Genomic DNA, 21348 nt, shown 5'->3' on the forward strand with positions numbered 1-21348 from the left:
GGGTGAATGTGGGTCGTTGGCTGCTACGTGAAACGCGGGTCGCGGAAATCCCGCGAGGGGTGATGGCAGCGCGCCCGTGACGGCCGCAAGGCATGGCCGCGCGCGGCGGCATGCCATCGCGGTGCGCTACAGGCCGGCGGTCACCAGATGGTGACGCGCCGGTCGCCGGGACGGACCATCGCATCGCCGGCCTTGCACCGGAACGCCTGCGCGAACGCTGGCAAATTCGAGGGCGCGGCGATCGCGCGGTACTGTGCTGGCGCATGCGGGTCCGTGTTCAAGCGCACCAGTTGGGCCTCGTCGCGGATGGTGCCGCGCCAGACCCGTGCCCAGTTGAGGAAGAAGCGCTGGTCCTGCGTGTAGCCGTCGATCTTGGAGGCCGCTTCGTCGGGATTGGCGACGAGCGCGGCCTGCAGCGCGTCGTAGGCCGTGGCCAGGCCGCCGAGGTCGGCGATGTTCTCGCCCAGCGTCAGCTTGCCGTTGACGTGCTTGTCGGGATGCGCGGCCAGCGGTGCGTAACCGTCGAACTGCGACACCAGCCTGCCCGTGCGCTCGTCGAACGCACTGCGGTCGGCGGCCGTCCACCAGTTGACGTTGTTGCCTGCGCCGTCGAACTGGCTGCCCTTGTCGTCGAACCCGTGGCTCGCCTCGTGGCCGATCACCGCGCCGATGCCGCCGTAGTTGATCGCGTCGTCGCCATCGGCATAGAAGAACGGCGGCTGCAGGATCGCGGCGGGGAAGTTGATCGTGTTGGTGCTGGCGCTGTAGTAGGCGTTGACCGTCTGCGGGGTCATGTGCCATTCCATGCGATCGGTCGGCTTGCCGATATGGTCCAGGTCATAGCGATTGTTGAACGCCCGCGCGGCGCGCATGTTGGCGAAGTAGTCGCCCGGCCTGATGTCCAGCCCATCCCAGCCGCGCCAGTTGTCCGGATAGCCGATTTTCGGCAGGAACGTGCTCCATTTGGCCAGGGCCTTCGCCTTGGTTTCGGCGCTCATCCAGTCCAGGTGCTCGATGCGCGCCTTGAGCGCATTGCGCACGTTGTCGACGAGTTGCTGCGCGCGCGCCTTGGCCTGCGGTGGGAAGTACTCGCGCACGTAAAGCTGCCCCAGGCCTTCACCCATGCCGTGGTTGACGGCGTCGAGCACGCGCTTCCAGCGGGCCCGCTGCTCCGGCTGGCCGTCGAGGGTCCTGCCCCAGAATCCGAAAGAGGCCTCCTGGAAAGGCTTGGACAGGTACGGCGCGGCATCGTCGATCGCATGGAAGGCGAAATAATCGCGCCATTGCGCCACTGGAACGTCGGCGAGCATCGCATCGAACTCGGCGAAGAATTTCGGCTGCGACAACGAAAAACCGTCGACGACGGGGACGTCGAGGGCCTTGAAGAATCCAGCCCATCCGAAGTGGGGCATCGCCGCATCGGCCTCGGCGACGCTGACGAAGTGGTATCGGTTCTTCGGATCGCGCAGTTCCACCCGCGACAGCGAGGCTTTCGCCAGCCGCGTCTCGATGCCGAGGACCGCGTCGGCCTTAGCCCGGGCCTGCACCGCGGGGACGCCCGTCAGCTCGAAGCTGCGTGCGATGTAGTCGAGGTACGCCTTGCGGATGTCCGACTTGTCGTCATCGCTGTAGTAATCCGGCGTCGGCAGCCCGAGGCCGCCTTGTTCGGCGTAGGCGATCTGCCTGGTCGCGTCCTTGAAGTCAGCTCCTGCGCCAAAATCGAAACCGGGGTTTTCGCCCCGCGCGAACGCCGTGCGCAGCCATGCCGTGACGTCGGCCCGGGTCCTGAGCGCGTCGATGGCGGCAAGCTCGGGCTGGATCGGGGCGGAGCCTGCCCTTTCGATCGCGGCTTCATCCATGCCCGAACGGTAGAGCCAGCCGATCTTCTGTTCGATCGATCCTGGACTGGCGGCATCGGCACCGGCGTCGGCCTTGTCGACCAGGACGTGCTGCGCGTCCAGGCTCTGTTCGGCGAGCGCGTCGAATGCGCCCCAGCGGGAGCGGTCGGGCGGAATGGGATTGGCGGCCACCCACTTGCCGTTGACGAAGCCATTGAAGTCGCTGCAGGCACTGACGCCAGCATCCAGGTCGGCGACGTCGAAGACGGGCGTGGCGGCGTTCGCCCCGGTCGCGCGTGCCGCGCTGTTGCCGGACAGGCACAGGGCCAGCGCCGCGGCAAGCGCCAGCGGTCGAAAGATCGGTGTGGTCATTGGAGTCCTGTCGGTCGCGGCCTGCGCGATAAAAAAAAGCAGCCGCCACGGTGCGGCTGCAAGGGGAGGGCGGCGCATGCGGCATCGCGCCGCATGCGCTACGCGCCTTGGCGCCCGCTGTTTACCAGATCACCACGCGCTGGTCATCCGGTCGCACCATCTTGTCGCCGGACTTGCACTGGAACGCCTGCGCGAACGAAGGCTCGTTCGACGGCGCGCCGATCGCGCGGAAGTTCGCCGGCGCGTGCGGGTCGGTGTTCAGCCGCACCTTGAGTTCTTCCGGACGGAAGTTGCGGCGCCACACCGTGGCCCAGTTGAGCCAGAAGCGCTGGTTCTCGGTGTAGCCGTCGATCTTTTCGTCCGGCGACTTGCCGGCATCGGCCAATGCCTTCTGCAGCGCGTCGAACGACACGGTGGTCCCACCGAGGTCGGCGATGTTCTCGCCCAGCGTCAGCTGGCCCTTGACGTGGATGCCGTCGATCGACACGTAGTCGTCGAACTGCTTGACCAGCTTGGCCGTGCGCGCCTCGAACCCCTTCTTGTCGGCGGCCTGCCACCAGTTGGCGAAGTTGCCCTTGGCGTCGAACTGGCTGCCCTGGTCGTCGTAGCCATGCAGCATCTCGTGGCCGATCACCGAGCCGATGCCGCCGTAGTTGAGCGCGGGATCCGCCTTGGGATCGAAGAACGGCGGCTGCAGGATCGCGGCCGGGAACACCACTTCGTTCTGCTGCGGGTTGTAGTAGGCGTTCACCGTCTGCGGCGTCATGCCCCACTCGGTGCGGTCGACCGGCTTGCCGACCTTGCCCATCATCCAGTCGTAGTTGTACTTGGTGGACGACAACACGTTCTGCACGTAGCCCTCGCGCGAGGTCGCCAGGCCATCCCAGCTACGCCACTTGTCCGGATAGCCGATCTTGGGCATGAAGCTCTGCCACTTCTCGATCGCCTTGGCCTTGGTCTCCGGGCTCATCCAGTCGAGCTTCTCCAGCCGCGCCTTGAGCGAGGTGCGCAGGTTGTCGACCAGCTTGGTCATTTCCGCCTTGGACTCCGGCGGGAAGTACTGCTTGACGTACATCTGGCCCAGCGCTTCGCCCACGCCACCCTCGGTGGTGTCGAGCACGCGCTTCCAGCGCGGCTTCTGCTCCTGCTGCCCGCGCAGGGTCTTGCCGAAGAAGTCGAAGCGCTCGTCGGCGAACGTGTCCGACAGGTACGGCGCCATGCCGTCGATCGTGTGCGCGCGGAAGTAGGCCTGCCACTGCTCGGCAGGCACGTCCTTGATCATCTTGTTGAACTCGGCGAAGAACTTCGGCTGCGACAGCGAGAAACCGTCGACGTTGACGCCCTGCGCCTTGAGGAACTCCGACCACGGGAAGTTCGGCGACGCCTTGTCGGCATCGGCGACGCTGACGAAGTGGTACTGGTTGTTCGGGTCGCGCTGCTCGATCGGCGACAGCGACGCCTTGGCCAGGCGCGTCTCGAACGCGAGCACGTCCTTGGCCTGCTTGTCGGCGTCGGCGGCGGCGACGCCGGCGTTCTGCAGCTGCCTGCTGACATGGGCGACGTACGCATCGCGGATTTTCTTGTAGCTGTCGTCGCCGGCCTTCGGGCCGTCCTGCAGGTAATAGGCCTTCTCCGGCAGCGCCAGCCCGCCCTGGTCGGCGTAGGCGATCATCAGCTGCGAGTCCTTGAAGTCGGCGTTGGAGTAGAAGTTGAAGCCGTCGCCGAGGCCCTGGGCGAAGGACTCGCGGATGTACTGCGCGATGTCGGCCGGCGTCTTGAGCGTGTCGATCCGCGCCAGCATCGGCTGGATCGGGGTGATGCCGGCGGCGTTGATCTTCGCGGCGTCCATGCCGGTGGCGTACATGTCGCCGACCAGCTTCTCGACGCCGGTGTTGTCGGTCTTCGCCGCGGCGGCCTCGGCCAGCTGCTTGCTGGCGGCGAGCGAGCGCTCGGTCAGCATCTCGAAGCTGCCCCAGGTGGTGCGGTCGGCGGGGATCGGGTGCGCGGCGAGCCACTTGCTGTTGACGGCTTCGGCGAGGTCGTCGCAGATGTTCTTCGAGGGATCGATGTCGGACACCGCGAACGCCGAGGTCGGCGGCAACTCGGCGGCGGGGGGCGCGGGCGTGGTGGCCGCGGGCGCGACGGCGGCCGCCTCCGGCCCGGTCTTCTGCTGCGGGCAACCGGCCAGCGCGGCGGTGACGGCGAGGGTGAGCAACAACACCTGTGGCTTGCGAACGATCACGTTAGGACTCCGGCCCGGTGGGCAGCAGTGGAGGAGAACCGGCGGGTGCGCCGGGGAATGTCATGGCGAGGGGTGCGCGCGGGTCCCGCCCGACGCATCCGTCGACTGTAGCGTTGCCACCCCGGTGAAGGGGGTGTCGAAGGTCATGTCACGACGCTAATGGAATCTTCACGTGCACGGAAAACCAGCAGAAAAGCCCGTGCTAACGTGGCCCGGTTCGCCGGCGGCGGTCGCGGGCCACCTGGGAGGCGACATGCGCGTGCGATTCCACGGGGCGGCGGGCGAGGTCACCGGCTCCATGCATGAGGTCGAAGCCGCGGGACGGCGCCTGCTGCTCGACTGCGGGATGATCCAGGGCGACCGCCACGCCGAAGCCCGCAACGTCGCCGACTTTCCCTTCCCATTGCAGGGGCTCGACGCGCTGGTGGTCAGCCACGCCCATATCGACCACATCGGCCGCGTGCCGCTGCTGGTCAGGCGCGGCTTCAAGGGACCGATCTACGCGCAGGCCGCGACCGCCGACCTGATGCCGATCATGCTGCTCGACTCCGCGTCGCTGGCCGAACAGGATGCCGAGCGCGACAACGCGCATCGCCGGCCGGGCGAGCCGGAGGTCCAGCCGCTTTACACCCGCGACGACGTCGACGCGGCGATGCGCCTGGTCAAGCCGCTGCCCTACGACACGCGCACGACAGTGTTTCCGGGCATCGACCTGGTCTTTCACGATGCCGGGCACATCCTCGGCTCCTCGATCGTGGAGTTGCACGCCGACGACCGCACGCTGGTGTTTTCCGGCGACCTCGGGCCCAAGGGCACGCCCATCCTGCGCGATCCGGAAACCGTCACCCACGCCGACCTGGTGCTGATGGAATCGACCTACGGCGACCGCAATCACAAGGATCGCGCGGAGACGATCAGCGAACTCGGCGACATCTTCGAAGCCGCGTGGCGCGACAAGGGCAACGTCTGCATCCCAGCGTTCGCGGTCGGCCGCAGCCAGGAGTTGCTGTACTGGTTCGCGATGCACTGGGACGACTGGCAGCTGTCGCGCTGGCAGATCTTCCTCGACAGCCCGATGGCGGCGAAGGTGTCGGCGGTCTACGCGCGCCACCAGGGGCTGTTCGACACCGACGCGCAACGGGTATGGAAGCAGCGCCCCGATCCCTTCCACCTTCCCAACCTGCGGATGACGCGGACGCGCGACGAATCGATGGCGATCAACCGCATCCAGTCCGGCGCGATCATCCTGGCCGGCAGCGGCATGGCCAATGGCGGCCGCATCCTGCACCACTTCATGCAGAACATCTCGCGGCGCGAATCGCACGTCGTGTTCGTCGGTTACCAGGCCGAAGGCACGCTGGGCCGGCGGCTGGTCAACGGCGCGCCGTGGGTGCGGATCCACGGCCGCGATTTCCGCGTCAATGCGAAGGTGCATACCGTCGGCGGCCTGTCGGCACATGCGGACCAGCGCGGACTGATGGAGTGGTATGGCGGCTTCGAGGATCATCCGCCGCTGGTACTGGTGCACGGCGAGGACAAGGGGCGCGAGGCGCTGGCCGGCGAGATCGGCGAGCGCGACGGCATCGAAGTGCAGCTGGCGAGGCCGGGAATGGTCATCGAGGCCTGAGAAGGCCAGCGGCGATGGGGCATGACCATCTGCCCATGGCCGCGGGCCGGCCGTCGCCCGTAGGATGCCCCCACGCCCGCCCGGGCCTTCGGGGAACATCGATGCTCGTCATCCGCGGTCTGGACAAGACCTACGCCAACGGCGTGCATGCCCTGCACGACGTCAACCTGGACATTCCGCGCGGCATGTTCGGCCTGCTCGGACCCAACGGCGCCGGCAAGTCGTCGTTGATGCGCACGCTGGCGACGCTGCAGAGCGCCGATCGCGGCAGCGCGTCGCTCGAAGGTTCGAATGGGGAAACCATCGACGTGCTGCGCGACAAGGACACCGTGCGCCGACAGCTGGGCTACCTGCCGCAGGATTTCGGCGTCTATCCCAAGGTCAGCGCCGAGGACCTGCTGGAACACTTCGCGGTGCTGAAGGGCCTGACCGCACGCAAGCCGCGCCGCGAAGTCGTCGACGGCCTGCTGCAGCAGGTCAACCTGTGGGAGGCGCGCAAGCGCAAGCTCGGCACGTATTCCGGTGGCATGCGCCAGCGCTTCGGCATCGCGCAGGCGCTGCTGGGGAATCCGCGCCTGGTGATCGTCGACGAACCCACCGCGGGCCTCGACCCGGAGGAGCGCAACCGCTTCCTCAACCTGCTCGCCGAGATCGGCGAGAACGTCGCGGTCATCCTCTCCACCCATATCGTCGAGGACGTGACCGACCTGTGCCCGACGATGGCGATCATGAACAAGGGCCAGGTGCTGCTCACCGGCAGGCCCAACGACGCGATCGACGCGCTCAGCCAGCAGGTCTGGCGCAAACAGGTGCCCAAGGCCGCGTTGCCCGATTACGAAGCGCGGTACACGGTGCTTTCAACACGGCTTGTCGGCGGGCATCCGGTGATCCACGTTTTCGCCAGCGCCAAACCCGAGGCGGGTTTCGAACTGGTCGCCCCGGACCTGGAGGACGTGTACTTCCAGCGCCTGCGCCTGCAGGCCCGGCATGCCGCGCAAGCGCACGCCTGACGGAGCGCCGGCATGATCCTCGAGTTCTTCCGCTTCGAGCTGCGCCAGCAGCTCCGCTCCCCGCTGCTGTGGCTGCTGGCGGTGCTGTTCGCGCTGCTGGGCTTCGGTGCCAGCGCCAGCGATGCGGTGCAGATCGGCGGCGGCATCGGCAACGTGTATCGCAACGCGCCCAGCGTCATCGCCACCTGGCTGACGGTGTTCACGTTGATCGGGATGCTGGTCATCACGATCTTCATCAGCGGCGCGCTGCTGCGCGACTTCGAGCTCGGCACGTCGGAACTGTTCTTCGCCAGCCCCATCCGCCGCCGCGACTACCTGTTCGGGCGCCTGGGCGCGGCGCTGCTGGCGAGCCTGGTGGTGTACCTGGTGATCGCGCTGGGGATGTTCATCGCGCAGTTCATGCCGTGGATCGATCCGGCGCGCCTGGGGCCGGTTTCGCTCAAGCCGTACCTGTGGACGTTCGCGGTGTTCGTGATCCCCAACCTGCTGTTCACCGGCGCATTGCTCGCGCTGCTGGCGGTGACCACGCGCAACATCCTGTGGGTCTACATCGGCGTACTCGGGTTCATCGTGCTCTACGGCGTCAGCGGGGCCTTGACGCGCGACCTGGACAGCGTCTGGATCGCGACCCTGGTCGAGCCGCTGGGCCAGCGCGCGCTGGGGCGCACGATGCGCTACTGGTCGGCGGAGGAGCGCAACACGGGATTGCCGGCGATCGCCGGTTACATCCTGGCCAATCGTGCGCTCTGGACGACGGTGGCGCTGGCTTTGTTCGCGGCGACCTTCGCCCTGTTCCGCACCGGGCGCAGCGGGACCGGGCGCCGCTGGGGGCGCAAGGCACGCGCGGCCAAGCCGGATGCAGGCACCGCCGTCGCCTCGAAGGGCGGGATCCGGCGCATCGAGCCGGTGTTCACCCCCGCCACGCCCTGGCGGCAGTTCCTGCGCCAGTTGCGGTTCGACAGCGTCGGCGTGCTGCGCAGCGTGACCTTCCTGGTGATGCTCGTCTTCGGTATCGCCAATTTCATGGCCAACGCGCTCAACGCGCAGATGCTGTACGGCACCAAGATCTATCCGGTGACCTCGCAGATGCTGGTGGCGTTCCAGAACAGCATGGGGCTGTTCCTGGTGATCATCGTGCTGTTCTATTCGGGCGAGCTAGTGTTCAAGGAGCGTGGCGCGCGCATCAACGATGTCAGCGATGCGCTGCCGGTGCCCAACTGGGTACCGCTGGCGGCGAAGTTCGCGACGTTGGTGCTGGTGGTGCTGGCGTTCGAGGCGGCCGGTGCGCTGGCGTCGGTCGCGATCCAGCTGGGCAAGGGCTACACCCACATCGAACCCGGCGTGTACGTCGGCACGCTGCTGCTGCAGTCGGTGGGCTTCATCCTGATGGGCGGGCTTGCGTTGTGCCTGCAGGTGTTCACCAACAACAAGTTCATCGGCTATGCGCTGGTGATCCTGGTGCTGGTGCTGCAGGCGGTGCTGGGCACGCTGGATTTCACCCACAACCTCTACAACTTCGACGGCTGGCCGAATGCGCCGTATTCGGACATGAACGGCTTCGGGCATTTCCTGCTGCCGCAGTTGTGGTTCAAGGCCTACTGGGGTTTGTTCGTGCTCGCGTTGTTGCTGCTGGCCTCGGTGCTGTGGGTGCGCGGCACCGACGCCGGTGCGAAGCAGCGCTGGGCGCTGGCCAGGCAGCGCCTGCAGGGCCGCAGCGGGATCGCGCTTGCGGCCAGCGTCGTGGCGTTCGTTGCGGTCGGCGGCTTCCTGTTCTGGAATACCAACGTCCGCAACGATTACATCCCGCCGGACAGGCAGCTCGACCTGCAGGCGCGCTATGAGCGTGACTTCGGCAAATACAGGGACCTGCACCAGCCCAAGGTGCTGGCGGTCAGCACCGACGTCGACCTGCATCCGGAAACGCAGTCGATGCGCGTGCACGGCGTCTATCGCGTGCATAACCCGTACGCGACGCCGATCCCCGACGTCCACGTCCAGGTCGCCGACGACAGGACCCTCACGGCCATCGACCTGGGCGGCGCGAAGCTGGCGCTCGACGATCGGCTCCTGGGCTATCGGATCTACCACCTCGACCGGCCGCTGCAGCCAGGCGAGCAGCGCGACGTCGCCTTCGACCTGGACTTCCATCCCACCGGGATCAGGAACGAAACCGCGCAGCACCAGATCGTGGGCAACGGCACCTTCATCACCAGCCAGATGTTCCCGATCTTCGGCTACCAGCCGCAGGGCGAGATCCAGGATCGCAACGAGCGCCGCAAGCGCGGCCTCGGCGAGCCTACGCGGATGCCGAAGCTGGAGGACACCAGGGCCTGGGCCAACAATTACCTCACCGACGACGCTGACTGGATCGACTTCAGGTCGACGATTTGCACCGCGCCGGACCAGGTCGCTCTGTCGCCGGGCTACCTGCGAAAGGCGTTCACCCGCAACGGCCGCCGCTGTTTCAGCTACGCGATGGACCGGCCGATGCTCGACTTCTACTCCTTCCTGTCGGCGCGCTGGCAGGTGAAGAAGGGCGCCTTCCGCGACATTCCGATCGAGGTCTATTACGACGCAAAGCACCCCTACAACGTCGAGCGGATGATCCAGGCCACGCAGAAGTCGCTCGCGTATTACGAGGCCAACTTCACCCCGTACCAGCACCACCAGGTGCGGATCCTGGAGTTCCCGGGCTACGACAGTTTCGCGCAGAGTTTCGCCAACACGATCCCCTACTCGGAATCGGTGGGCTTCATCGCCGACCTGCGCGACAAGGACGCGATCGACTACGTGTTCTACGTCACCGCGCACGAGGTCGCGCACCAGTGGTGGGCGCACCAAGTGATCGGCGCCAACGTCCAGGGCGCGACGGTGCTGTCCGAGTCGCTGGCCCAGTACTCGGCGTTGATGGTGATGGAGAAGGAATACGGGCGCGAGAAGATGCGGCGCTTCCTGAAGACCGAACTGGACCGGTATCTCTCGGGTCGTAGCGGCGAAGCCATCGAGGAACTGCCGCTGTACCGGGTCGAGAACCAGCAGTACATCCATTACCGCAAGGGTTCGCTGGTGTTCTACCGGCTGCGCGAGGAGATGGGCGAGGCGGCCCTGAACCGTGCGCTGCACAGGTTCCTGGTCGACTGGGCGTACAAGCCGCCGCCGTACCCGACCACGTTGGACCTGCTGAAGTACATCCGCGCCGAAGCCAGGCCGGACCAGCAGGGCCTGATCACCGACCTGTTCGAGAAGATCAGCTTCTACGACGACCGCGTGGTGGATGCGACCGCGAAAAAGCGCGGCGACGGCAAGTACGTGGTCACGCTCAAGCTGCATGCCGCCAAGCGCTACGCCGACGGCAAGGGCAAGGAGACCGCGGGCAGGCTGGACGACTGGATGGATGTCGGCGTGTTCGCGCGCGGTCCCTCGGGCAAGGAAGCCGACGAGAAGGTGCTGTACCTCAAGCGCCACCACATCACCAGCGGCGATCCCGTCATCACAGTGGTCGTCGACCAGGCGCCGTATGAGGCCGGCCTGGATCCCTACAACAAGCTGATCGACCGGGTGTCGGACGACAACCGCAAGCGGGTGACGGTGCAATAGCGCGGACGTGCGAAGGCAGCGTCAAGATGGCGGCGAGGCAATACCTGGCCCGGGTCAGGCGACGCGGGCGGATTGCGAAGGTCCCGGGTGCGGCCTGCGGCCTTGCCCGGGCTACCAGGGGTGACATGGCGTGATTGGCACCCTCCGGGGGCTGGTCTATGGTGCCGACTCACACACTGGTGGGAGCACATGATGCGCATCCTGTCGCTGCCGTTGTCGGCATTGCTGGTCACCTTGCTGTCGGGAAGCGCGTTCGCCGCGGGCCAGGCCGCGGCGCCGTCAGGCGATGGCCCCCAGCATCCGGAACTCTCCGCGATCGCCAAGGCCGTCTCGCCGCAGTCGCTGCACGAGATCGACGCCGCGCTCGTCGGTTTTGGCACCCGCAGCACCCTGTCCGACACCCGGTCCGACACCCGCGGCATCGGCGCCGCCCGGCGCTGGGTGAAATCGCGCTTCGAGGCGATCTCGAAGGATTGCGATGGCTGCCTGCAGGTCGTCACGCCATCGCAGGTCTTCACCGGCAAGCGGACCCCGCCCGAAGGCGTCGAGGTCATGGACGTGGTCGCGATCCAGCGCGGCACGAGCGACCCTGATCGCGTGATCGTGATCACCGGGCACCTGGATTCCCGTCGCACCGACGTCATGGATGCGACCGGCGATGCGCCTGGCGCCAACGACGATGCCTCCGGCGTCTCGGCGCTGATCGAGGCCGCGCGCGTGCTCAGCAAGTACAGGTTCCCGGCGACGCTGGTGTTCTCCGCCGATTCGGGCGAGGAGCAGGGGCTGTACGGCGGCAAGGTGATCGCGCAATACGCGGTCAACCACGGCTGGAAGGTCGAGGCCAACCTCAACAACGACATCGTCGGCAGCCCCAACGGCGGCGATGGGCAGAGCGATCCGCATACGGTGCGGGTGTTCTCCGAAGGCACCAAGAGCAACGAGACGCTGGAGCAGGCGCAGTACCGGCGCTATCACGGCGGTGAAATCGACTCGCCGTCACGCAACCTCGCGCGCTACATGCAGGGCGTGGCGGATCGCTACCTGGAGGATTTCCGCGTCCGCGTGGTGTACCGGACCGACCGCTACGGCCGTGGCGGCGACCAGGTGGAATTCCTCGCCCGGGGATTCCCCGCGGTGCGGGTGACGGAATCGCATGAGGACTACACCCACCAGCACCAGGACATCCGCACCGTGGACGGCGTGCACTACGGCGACACCATCGAGCATGTCGACTTCGACTATCTGGCCAACGTGACCCGCCTGGATGCGATCACGATGGCATCGCTGGCGATGGCGCCGGCGCCGCCATCGGGCGTCGCCATCCAGGGCGAAGTCGCCTACGACACCACCGTCTCGTGGAAGCCGGTGCCGGGAGCCAAGCGCTATCGCGTCTGGTGGCGGGAGACCACCGCGCCGCGGTGGGAGCATGCGCGCGACGCGGGCGACGCGACCTCGCTGAAGCTGCCCGGCATCAACATCGACGATTATTACTTCGGTGTGTCGTCGGTGAGCGCCGATGGCTGGGAGAGCCCGGTGGTGTTCCCGGGGTTTGCGGGCAGTTTCGAGCGGTCTCCCGCGGCGCCGGAAACGGACTGACGACGGCCCGCGTGCCGGGCGCGCGGCCGCCCGGCGACACTGGAGGGCGGAAAACGGCAGCGTCGCTGGATCCCCGCCCTTGCGGGGATGACGGTGTCGTCCAGCGTTGGTCCAGCCAGCGCGAGGTCAAGGAGCGGCCGCAGCTGAACGGACCCCCGGTACGACTGGCGCATTCAGCCGTCTTCGCGTAGAGTCCGCCTCGTTCTGCGCACGGCTGATCCGTTTTCCTAGGTAAGCCTGCCGCCGGGTCGAAGTTTCCAACATCGACCATCGCGGCCTTCTCCCCGCACGCCTTTCGTCGCGCAGACACGGCCCGGAACATCCGGCGCCGTCAAAAAGACCACTCGCAGCGCGGTTCAAGGAACGCTCCGGGTAATGCTCGCATCGCACGTCGTGCGCTGGTCCCGGACCAGTCATGCCGCTGTCGTGCGGGCTGCAGAACGGAGCTCCACATGACGTTTGAAACCCTCGGGCTTTCGCCCGCGCTGCTGCGCGCGCTCGCCGAAAACAGCTACACCACGCCCACCCCGATCCAGTTGGAAGCCATTCCGCTGGCGCTGGCCGGCCACGACCTGCTTGGCGGCGCCCAGACCGGCACCGGCAAGACCGCCGCGTTCTCGCTGCCCCTGCTGCAGCGGCTGTCGAAGGAAACCCCGCCCAACGGCCCGCGCAAGCCGCGCGCGCTGATCCTGACCCCGACCCGCGAACTCGCGGTGCAGGTCGCCGACAGCATCAAGACCTACGGCCGCCACCTGCGCCTGAACGTCACCAGCATCTACGGTGGAGCAGGCATGGGCCCGCAGGTCGACCACCTGCGCCGTGGCACCGACATCCTCGTCGCCACGCCGGGCCGCCTGATCGATCACCTGGAGCGCGGCAGCGCCAAGCTCGACGCGATCGAGATCCTGGTGCTGGACGAAGCCGACCGCATGCTCGACATGGGCTTCCTGCCGGCGATCAAGCGCATCCTCAACCGGGTGCCGAAGGAGCGGCAGACGCTGCTGTTCTCGGCGACCTTCGAGGAGCAGATCAAGTCGCTCGCGATGGAATTCATGCGCGATCCCAAGCAGGTGCAGGTCACGGCGAAGAACACCATCGCCGACACCATCGTGCATCGCGCGCATCCGGTCGACGGTTCGCGCAAGCGCGACCTGCTGATCGACATCCTGACCAAGCGCCACACCGACCAGGTGCTGGTGTTCGGCAAGACCAAGCACGGCTGTAATCGTCTGGCCGAGCAGCTGGAAACCGCCGGCCTGAAGGCCGTCGCGATCCACGGCAACAAGAGCCAGGCGCAGCGGCAGAAGGCGCTGAACCTGTTCAAGGCCGGCAAGGCGCGCGTGCTGGTGGCGACCGATGTCGCCGCGCGCGGCCTGGACATCCCCAACCTGCCGCTGGTGATCAACCACGACCTGCCGATGGTCGCGGAGGATTACATCCACCGCATCGGCCGCACCGGCCGCGCGGGCGCGCAGGGCGAGGCGCTGTCGCTGGTGTCGCCGGAAGAAGGCGGCCTGCTGCGGCAGATCCAGCGCATGCTGAAGGTCGACCTGGTGATGGACGTCGTCGACGGCTACGCGCCGAGCAAGCCGATCCGGCTGGATACGCCGATCCCGCGCAACGGTGGCGGGCAGCGCGATGGGCAGCGTCCGCCGAGCCGTCCCGGCAGTCGTCCGCACGGGCGCCCGGCCGCGCGTACCTCGCATGCCGGTCCCAAGCAGCGGTCGGGTGGCGGGCAGGGCGCCTACGCCGGTCGGCGCGATACGCGCGCCTGATCACGTTGCAACTGCGATGTATGCGAAGGCCGGCACTGCCGGCCTTTCGCTTATCTGCGACCCAGACCGCAGTTCGCCGCGCGCGCCGCGGCAACACGCGCCACCGGCGCTACGCTGCGCGATGTTCAAGGACGAAGCCGGCCAGGGCGCTGCAGGGGTGCGCGTCGCCGGATCGAAACGGATCGCGCACAGGCAGGTGCCACGCGTGGGCAGTCAGTTCGTTCCCGCGGTCCGGGCCGCGGATGCCATCGCTCCCCATCACTTGCGGGCGCGCCGCTACCGGTTCGCCGGCGTTGCGCGTTGCATGGGCTGGATCGTGCTGCTCCTGGCGGCCGCGCTGGCGCGCGATGCATTCGCGGCAGGCCCCACGGGCAGCTATGCCTTCCGCAACTATGGCGCCGACCAGGGCTTGCGCAACCAGGCGGTGACCTCGCTGGCGCAGGATGCCGACGGCTTCCTCTTCGTCGGTACCGAGGACGGCCTGTTCCGCTTCGATGGCAGCGCGTTCCAGCGGGTGGGCGAAACCGACCTTCCCAGCCAGGGCGTCACCCTGCTGCGCGCGGGCCCGCACGGCATCCTCTGGGTGGCGACCGAGAAGGGCGTGGTCGCATGGCGCGGCACGGCGCGCGCCCCGCACGTGCGCGGCGTGCTGCTACCCGGGCGGCAGGTGCTGGGCCTGGGCGGGTCGGCCGACGGTACGCTGCTGGCGTCGACCACCACCGGGTTTTTCGAAGGCCGCGACGGGCGCATGGCCGCCGTCGCCGATGTGCCGGCGCAAGCCGGTGCCTCCTGGCGCTCGGCCGATGGCCATGATGCGTACTTCGCCGTGGGCGAACGCCTGTACTGGCGGCATGACGGCCATTGGCGTTCGCGCGGCATGCCCGCCGCGGCGATCGACGAAGCCGTCCAGGCCATCGTCCGCGACCCGCGCGGTCGGATCTGGCTGCGCGGCCGGCAGATGCTGCTGCGGCTGGCCACGTTCGATGGCGACTACGAAAACCTGACCGCCACGCTACCGGGCGCGGCGGTGCAGAAGGGCGAACTGGTCCTCGACCGGTCCGGGCGGGTGTGGGCGCCGAGCAATCGCGGCATCGCCTGTTTCGATGGCGATCGCAGGCTGCTGTTCGATGTCGCCCACGGGCTGCCCAACGAGTGGGCGACCACCGTGCTGGTCGATCGCGAAGGCAGCTTGTGGGTCGGCAGCGAAGGCGTGCAGCAGGTGCAGGGACGCCTGGCCTGGAGCGCCTTCACCCGTCGCCAGGGCCTGCCGTCGGACACGGTCTGGGGCGTGTTCCGCGATCGTGCGGGGGTATTGTGGGCGGCGACCAACCGGGGCGTCGCGCATGCCGACGACCGCGGCCACTGGACCGCGCTGCCGGGAACGCAGCAACGCTCGTTCTACGCCTTCGCCGAAAGCCCGCAGGGCGAGCTGTGGATCGGTGGCAACAGCGGCCACGCCAGCCACAACACGTTGCTGCTGCGGGCGCCGGGCACGTCGACGTTCGTATCGGTGCCGCTGGCCAGCGCCGACGGTCCGAGCACGATCAACAGCATGGCGTACGGACCCGACGGCGCGCTGTACATCGCGACGATCGCCCATGGCCTGCACCGCGTCGTGCACGGAACCCGCGGTTACGACTTCGCGCAGGTCGCGCTGCCCGGTGGCACGGCCGACGAACAGGTCAACCAGCTGGCGCGCGACGGCAAGGGCCGCCTGTGGGCCGCCGGCATGCGCGGACTGGCGCTGTTCGACGGCCACCGCTGGCGTCGCCTGACGACCCGCGACCGGTTGCGCGAAGACGCCATCGAAACGCTGGCGGCGGCCGGCGACGACGCGATGTGGATCAGCTACTGGAATGTCGACGGCCTGAGCCGGGTGCGCGTCGATGCGGCCGGTGCCATCGCGGTGGAGCAGGTCAGCGGCCCGGATGCGCTGGTCGGCGACACGATCTACTCCTCCGGTCCGGCCGCGGGCGGCGGTCTGTGGCTGGGCACCGCGATGGGCGTCAAACGCTGGCGCGATGGACGCGTCGAGCGCTTCGGCCGCGCCGAGGGCCTGCCGGGCGACGATGCGGCGGCCAATGGGTTCTGGGCCGATGCCGATGGCGATGCCTGGTTCGGCATGGCCAACGGGTTGGCGCATTTCAGCGTGCACACCGACCGGGGTACGCCCCCGCCGCCGACGACCTTCATCCAGTCGGTGCAGGACGCGCGCGCCCGCGAACTGAAAGGGTCCGGCGAAGTCGCGTGGCGCGACCGCGCGTTGACGTTCCACTTCGCCGCGCTCGGTTTCCTGGACACCGCCGACCTGCAGCGCGAGGTGCGGCTGCTCGGGTTCGAGGACGGTTGGCGCCAGACGTCGGTGAGCGAGGCGCGTTATACCGGCCTGTTGCCGGGGCGCTACCGCTTCCAGGCGCGGGCACGCTATGGCGATGGCCGCTACGGCAACGTCGCCACCCGCAGCATCGTCGTGTTGCCGCCGTGGTGGCTGACGTGGTGGTTCATCGCCATCGCCGTGGTCTCGCTGGTGCTGCTGGCGATGGCCGCGATGCGCTGGCGACTGGCGCGGCTGCGCGAAAGGAACCTCGCGCTCGAAGCGCTGGTCGATGCGCGCACCCGCGACCTGCAGGTGGCGAACGCCGCGCTGGAGGAAGCCAGCATGGTCGACCCGCTCACCGGCCTGAAGAACCGCCGCTACCTGTCAGTGTTCATGCCCGAGGAGCTGGCGCGCTGCCTGCGCCAGCGGTCGCTGGCGCGCGCGAGCGCCGGCAGGGGCGACGATCCCGGCGACCGCAACATCGACCTGTGCCTGCTGATGCTGGACCTGGACCACTTCAAGCAGGTCAACGACACCCATGGCCACGGCGCCGGCGATGCGGTGCTGCGGCAACTCGGGCGCCTGCTGCTGGCGACCTGCCGCGATTCGGACGTGGTGGTGCGTTGGGGCGGCGAGGAATTCCTGATCCTGGCCCGCAACGCCGACCGCCACCAGGTACAGGCGATGGCGGCGCTGGTGTGCGAAGCGGTGCGCACGCACCCGTTCGTGCTCGACGACGGCACAGTGCTGCGCCGGACCTGCTCGCTGGGCTTCACTGCATTCCCGCTGCTGCCCGGCGCGCCGGAACGCTTCGGCTGGGAACAGGCGGTGGAACTGGCCGACCAGTGCCTGTACGCGGCCAAGAGCAGTGGTCGCGATGGCTGGGTCGGTTGCCTGTTGCAGGATGACGGCAACGATGTCGCGGTCGGGCAGGACATCGTCGGATTCGGTCGCGGACGGATCCTCGATTCACGCGGCGACGCCGATGCGGTGGTGTGGAAGGCAACGGCGCGGGCGAGCTGAGCACGCGGGACGGGGACGGCCGCAACGCGACATCTTCGCTCGCGCGGCGCCCCGTCGCCGCCAGCGTCAACCGGCGGCGGCGAGTTCGCGCAGCTCCAGCGCGCGATCGTGGCCGAGGTAACGATGGATGCCCGCGCGCGCCAGGTACAACAGCGGGATGAGCGCGATCGCGGCGAGCATCTTGTAGGCGTAGTTGAGCGTGCCCACCGCCAGGAACAGTGACGTCGGCCAGTGCTGCGGCCCGATCACGAATGCGATGTAGAGCACCACGAAGCTGTCCACCACCTGCGACACTGCGGTTGAACCCGTCGCGCGCAACCAGGCATGGCGATCGCCAGTGTGGCGGCGGATGCGATGGAACACGCTGACGTCGATCAGCTGGCCGATGATGAAAGCGATCAGCGAACCCCAGATCGTCCACAGTCCCTGCCCGAACACGGCGGCGAACGCGGCCTGGTAATCCGGCACGCCCTGGTCCTTCACCACCGTCACCCACCATGCGGCCGGCGCCAGGTGGATCGCGACGAACGCGAACGCGAATCCGTACACGATCAGTCCCGCCGCCAGCCAGCTGATGAAACGCACGCCGCGGCGGCCGTAATACTCGTTGACCGTGTCGGTCATGATGAACACGATCGGCCACAGCAGCGTGCCGGCGGTGAAGTTGAGCGAGCCGGTCTGGCCGAACAGGTTCCACTGCAGCGGTGCGATGCCGAGCGTGTCCTCCAGCGCGAAGATCTTGACGCCGATGAATTCGGCCAGCACGGCATTGACGCAGAAGAACGCCGCCAGGCCGATGAAGAGCAGCGTGCTGCGGTCTTCCAGGGGACGCGCGCCCGTCAAAGCCGTACTCAAGCCGTGCCCTCGATCGCATCGCCCGCGGCACGTGGCGCATGCACCGAGAAGGGGATCGAATCCGGCGCCACCGCGCCGCCGGAAATGATGAAGCTCATCGCCTGGTCGACGGTCCAGTCGGTGGGCGTGAGCTTTTCCACCGGCACCACCTCGAGGTAGCCGGAAGTCGGGTTCGGCGTCGTCGGCACGTAGACCGCCGCAAGTTCCCGGCCGGTGCCCTGCTCATGCAGGATGCGGGTGACGAACCCGACCGACTTCATCTCGTTGTGCGGGAAGTCGATCAGCACCACGCGCTGGGTACCGTCGGGTTGCGTCTGCAGGATGTCCAGCAGCTTGCGCGCGCTGCCGTAGATCGTGCTGGCCAGCGGGATGCGTCCGACCAGCGCCTCGAACCAGCGCAGCAACCGCTGGCCGACGACGCGCCGGGCCATCAGCCCGGACAGCATGATCACCGCCAGCGTCGCCAGCAGCGCCAGCGCGGTCTGTACCCAGGCCTGGTCAGCCCAATGCCAGGCCGCATGCATTTCGGCAATGTTGTGCAGCAATGGGCCGATCAAAGGCCGGCTGGCGTCCGACAGCAGCACGAACACGAACTTGACCACCACCCAGGTCAGCCAGATCGGCAGCAGGGTCAGCAGTCCGGTGATGAAGATGCGCTGGAGGCTGGCGCGAGGCGGACGTGGTGCGGGGAGGGCGGGCGTTTGCATCGGCGGATTGTAGGGGCTGCGCGTGCCTGGTGAATGCGCGACGACAGCGATGCTGCGCTGACTGGACGCACGGGGTAGGAACTTCATCGCCAGCATCAGATGCGAGACGGGGATGCAACGCGCCCCCAGGCGATCGAAACAGCGACTGCGCCCGGCGCGGCGATCACGCGAATGCCTGGATGTCGCCCAGGCGATGGATTGAAACCCGCCCTACGGATCCCTGACCAGGCGGAAGCCGACATCGTCGTAGCCGCGTTGGGAATCCAGCGGCCGCATGCCGGATGCGCCGCGCCAGCTATGGCCGGCGCTGATGCGCTGGCTGCAGTCCGGGCCGCAGTTGCCAAGCCATTCGGAGACCGGCTTCGGGCCCCTGGTGCCGGGCAGCGCGCGTGCTTCGGTCACCGTGGGTAGCCGGTAGTGGCGGCCGGTGCGCTGGCTCAGCCAGCGTGCATAGGCCTGCGCGTCTTCCCACGAGACGCAGACCACCGGGTGCTGCGTCGACTGCTCGAAGCCCGGCGACTTCCAGGAGCGCGGCGCGACGATGCGCAGCAACGACACCCGCTCGCGGCACAGCGCCGCCTCGCGTCCGGTGGCATCGGCGAAGCGCGCGTAATCGCCGCGGCTGACGTCGTGCTGGCTCACCGCGATGATGCGGTCGTCGATCCGCGCCAGCCGGGTGCCATCGTCGTCGATCGTGGATCCGGGTTGGGGCAACCGCTGTGCCTTGGCTGCCATCGCCGACAGGGTGGCGGGGTCGACGCCGAGCGTGCGCGCACTGTCGACCACCTGCAGCGCACCGGCGCGATCGAGCTTTTCAACCGCCCGGTCCAGGCGTGCCTGCAGCGCCGTGCGGTTGCGGGCCCGGAAACGTGCCATCGCCGGGCTCGCCGCCTGTCGCGTCTGCGTCGCCAGTGCGGTGGCCTGCTGGACGTAATCGCGCGCGCGACGGTCGTCGCCATTGCGGATATGGCGTTGCGCTTCATCGCCCAGGGCGTCGATCAGGTGCCCCGCCACGACCGGCACCAGCTGGTAGGCAGGGTCGGCCTTCCACGCGGCCAGGATGCTTTCGAACGCATTAGCGCCCTCCGGTGCGGTGAGGTTGCGCGAGGCAAGTTGCTGTTCGGCCGCGATCACGTAGCGCTCCGCGGGGGAAATCGGCAGCGGCCGCAGCATGGATGAGCCCGGGTCGGCGATGATCGATGCCCCGGGGACCGCCCCGGGCGTCGGCAACGCAGGGTCGCTTTCGGCGGCCGGGCCCGGCGTGGCGCGGAAGAACGTCCCGGGACCGGGTTGGCCTTGCCGCAGCGCCAGTCCGGTGGCCCCGGCCGCCAACACGACCACGCCGATCCAGGCGGTCCTGGGCCAGCGCCGGATCGCGGCCATCGCCCGGTGCGAGGTCCCGGTCACCCGGCCCAGGGCCTGCCCGCTGCGGCGGGGCACGCGTTCGAGCGCATCGCGCATCTGCTGGGCGCTGCGATAACGCTGCGACGGCGACTTCGCCAGCGCGCGATCGAGGAAGCGCTGCCAGTGGCGTAGGTGGCGCGGCAAGCGCGGAATGGGATCCTGCGCGTGCATCACCGCCATCGACAACGCATCGCCGGCCAGGAACGGCAGCTGGCCGGTGAGCATTTCCCAGGCCAGCACGCCGACCGCGTAGAGATCGGCGCGGGCGTCGACGTCCTCGCCGCGCGCCTGTTCGGGCGCCATGTAGGCGGTGCTGCCGACCGCCATGCCGGCGGTGGTCACGCGCGGGCCGAAGCGGCGCAGGGCGATGCCGAAGTCCGCCAGCAGCGGCCGCTCGGCTTCGTCGAAGAGGACGTTCTCGGCCTTGACGTCGCGGTGCACCACGCCGCGCGCATGCGCGTAGTCCAGTGCGGCCAGCAGTGCCTGCAGGATCGCGCGGACGCGGGCGTGCCCGTTTTCCTCGCCATCCTGGACGAACTCGCGCTGGCCCAGGTGGCCATGGGCGAGGAAGGGCATCGCGTAATAAGGCAGCCCGTCGCGGGTGCGGCCGATCTCGAAGATGCCGACGATGTGCGGGTGCTCGAGCCGGGCGATCGTGCGTGCTTCGTTCTCGAAGCGGCGCCGGCTGACCTCGTCGGCGAGCGCCTCGGGCAGCATCACCTTGATCGCGACTTCGCGCTCGAGCGACGCCTGCTCGGCCAGGTACACGATCGACATGCCGCCATGCCCGATCACCCGCGTGAGCCGGTAGCCCTGGATCTGCGGCAGCCCCTCTTCGGGCTCCTGCGATGGGACGTGGTGTTCAGTCAAGGCAGTGGACATGGGACCCCGGGGCAGGCCCGAGCATACGCCGAGCGGCCGGATTGGGTGAATGGCGGATCGGCCGCGGACGCAGGGTGAAAGGCCTCGCGCCGCCGTGCCGGCA

Annotated in this window: 11 protein-coding genes; 6 read left to right on the plus strand and 5 right to left on the minus strand. The window is 68.2% G+C overall.

What is annotated here, in order from left to right:
* Positions 1 to 140: 140 nt before the first annotated feature.
* Positions 141 to 2210 (minus strand): M13 family metallopeptidase, encoded by a 2070-nt coding sequence (locus G7B67_RS03280; RefSeq protein ID WP_166207800.1) that lies wholly within the window; start codon positions 2208 to 2210, stop codon positions 141 to 143.
* 121 nt (positions 2211 to 2331) lie between these two features.
* Positions 2332 to 4452 (minus strand): M13 family metallopeptidase, encoded by a 2121-nt coding sequence (locus tag G7B67_RS03285; protein WP_425482405.1) that lies wholly within the window; start codon positions 4450 to 4452, stop codon positions 2332 to 2334.
* 253 nt (positions 4453 to 4705) lie between these two features.
* On the opposite strand from G7B67_RS03285, the gene G7B67_RS03290 reads away from it, so the two are divergent.
* The 6 genes from G7B67_RS03290 to G7B67_RS03315 all read left to right on the plus strand — a co-directional run bounded on the left by G7B67_RS03290 (position 4706) and on the right by G7B67_RS03315 (position 17397).
* Positions 4706 to 6079 (plus strand): MBL fold metallo-hydrolase RNA specificity domain-containing protein, encoded by a 1374-nt coding sequence (locus tag G7B67_RS03290; RefSeq protein WP_166207803.1) that lies wholly within the window; start codon positions 4706 to 4708, stop codon positions 6077 to 6079.
* A gap of 101 nt (positions 6080 to 6180) precedes the next feature.
* Complete coding sequence (locus G7B67_RS03295; RefSeq protein ID WP_166207805.1) at positions 6181 to 7089, plus strand: ABC transporter ATP-binding protein; 909 nt, start codon at positions 6181 to 6183, stop codon at positions 7087 to 7089.
* Positions 7090 to 7101: 12 nt separating this feature from the next.
* A complete protein-coding gene (locus G7B67_RS03300) occupies positions 7102 to 10686 on the plus strand; it encodes an ABC transporter permease/M1 family aminopeptidase (protein WP_166207808.1) in 3585 nt (1194 codons plus the stop codon).
* Positions 10687 to 10878: 192 nt separating this feature from the next.
* Positions 10879 to 12282 carry a M28 family metallopeptidase gene (locus G7B67_RS03305; protein ID WP_341480458.1) on the plus strand — a complete coding sequence of 468 codons (1404 nt, stop codon included), beginning with the start codon at positions 10879 to 10881 and terminating at the stop codon, positions 12280 to 12282.
* A 452-nt stretch (positions 12283 to 12734) separates the two neighbouring features.
* Entirely contained in the window at positions 12735 to 14057 is a 1323-nt protein-coding gene (locus G7B67_RS03310; RefSeq protein ID WP_166207814.1) for a DEAD/DEAH box helicase, read from the plus strand.
* A 304-nt stretch (positions 14058 to 14361) separates the two neighbouring features.
* Entirely contained in the window at positions 14362 to 17397 is a 3036-nt protein-coding gene (locus tag G7B67_RS03315) for a ligand-binding sensor domain-containing diguanylate cyclase (protein ID WP_166207817.1), read from the plus strand.
* Between the two features lie 66 nt (positions 17398 to 17463).
* On the opposite strand, the gene G7B67_RS03320 is transcribed toward G7B67_RS03315, so the two are convergent.
* The 3 genes from G7B67_RS03320 to G7B67_RS03330 all read right to left on the minus strand — a co-directional run bounded on the left by G7B67_RS03320 (position 17464) and on the right by G7B67_RS03330 (position 21245).
* Positions 17464 to 18240, minus strand: coding sequence for a queuosine precursor transporter (locus G7B67_RS03320; protein ID WP_166208234.1), 777 nt, complete (start codon positions 18238 to 18240; stop codon positions 17464 to 17466).
* An 8-nt stretch (positions 18241 to 18248) separates the two neighbouring features.
* A complete protein-coding gene (locus tag G7B67_RS03325) occupies positions 18249 to 18959 on the minus strand; it encodes a DUF502 domain-containing protein (RefSeq protein WP_166207820.1) in 711 nt (236 codons plus the stop codon).
* A 210-nt stretch (positions 18960 to 19169) separates the two neighbouring features.
* Positions 19170 to 21245, minus strand: a complete 2076-nt coding sequence (locus G7B67_RS03330; RefSeq protein WP_207780858.1) for a bifunctional serine/threonine-protein kinase/formylglycine-generating enzyme family protein — start codon at positions 21243 to 21245, stop codon at positions 19170 to 19172.
* Positions 21246 to 21348: the final 103 nt, after the last annotated feature.

The organism is Cognatiluteimonas telluris (genome assembly GCF_011320095.1).
Taxonomy (GTDB): Bacteria; Pseudomonadota; Gammaproteobacteria; order Xanthomonadales; family Xanthomonadaceae; genus Cognatiluteimonas; species Cognatiluteimonas telluris.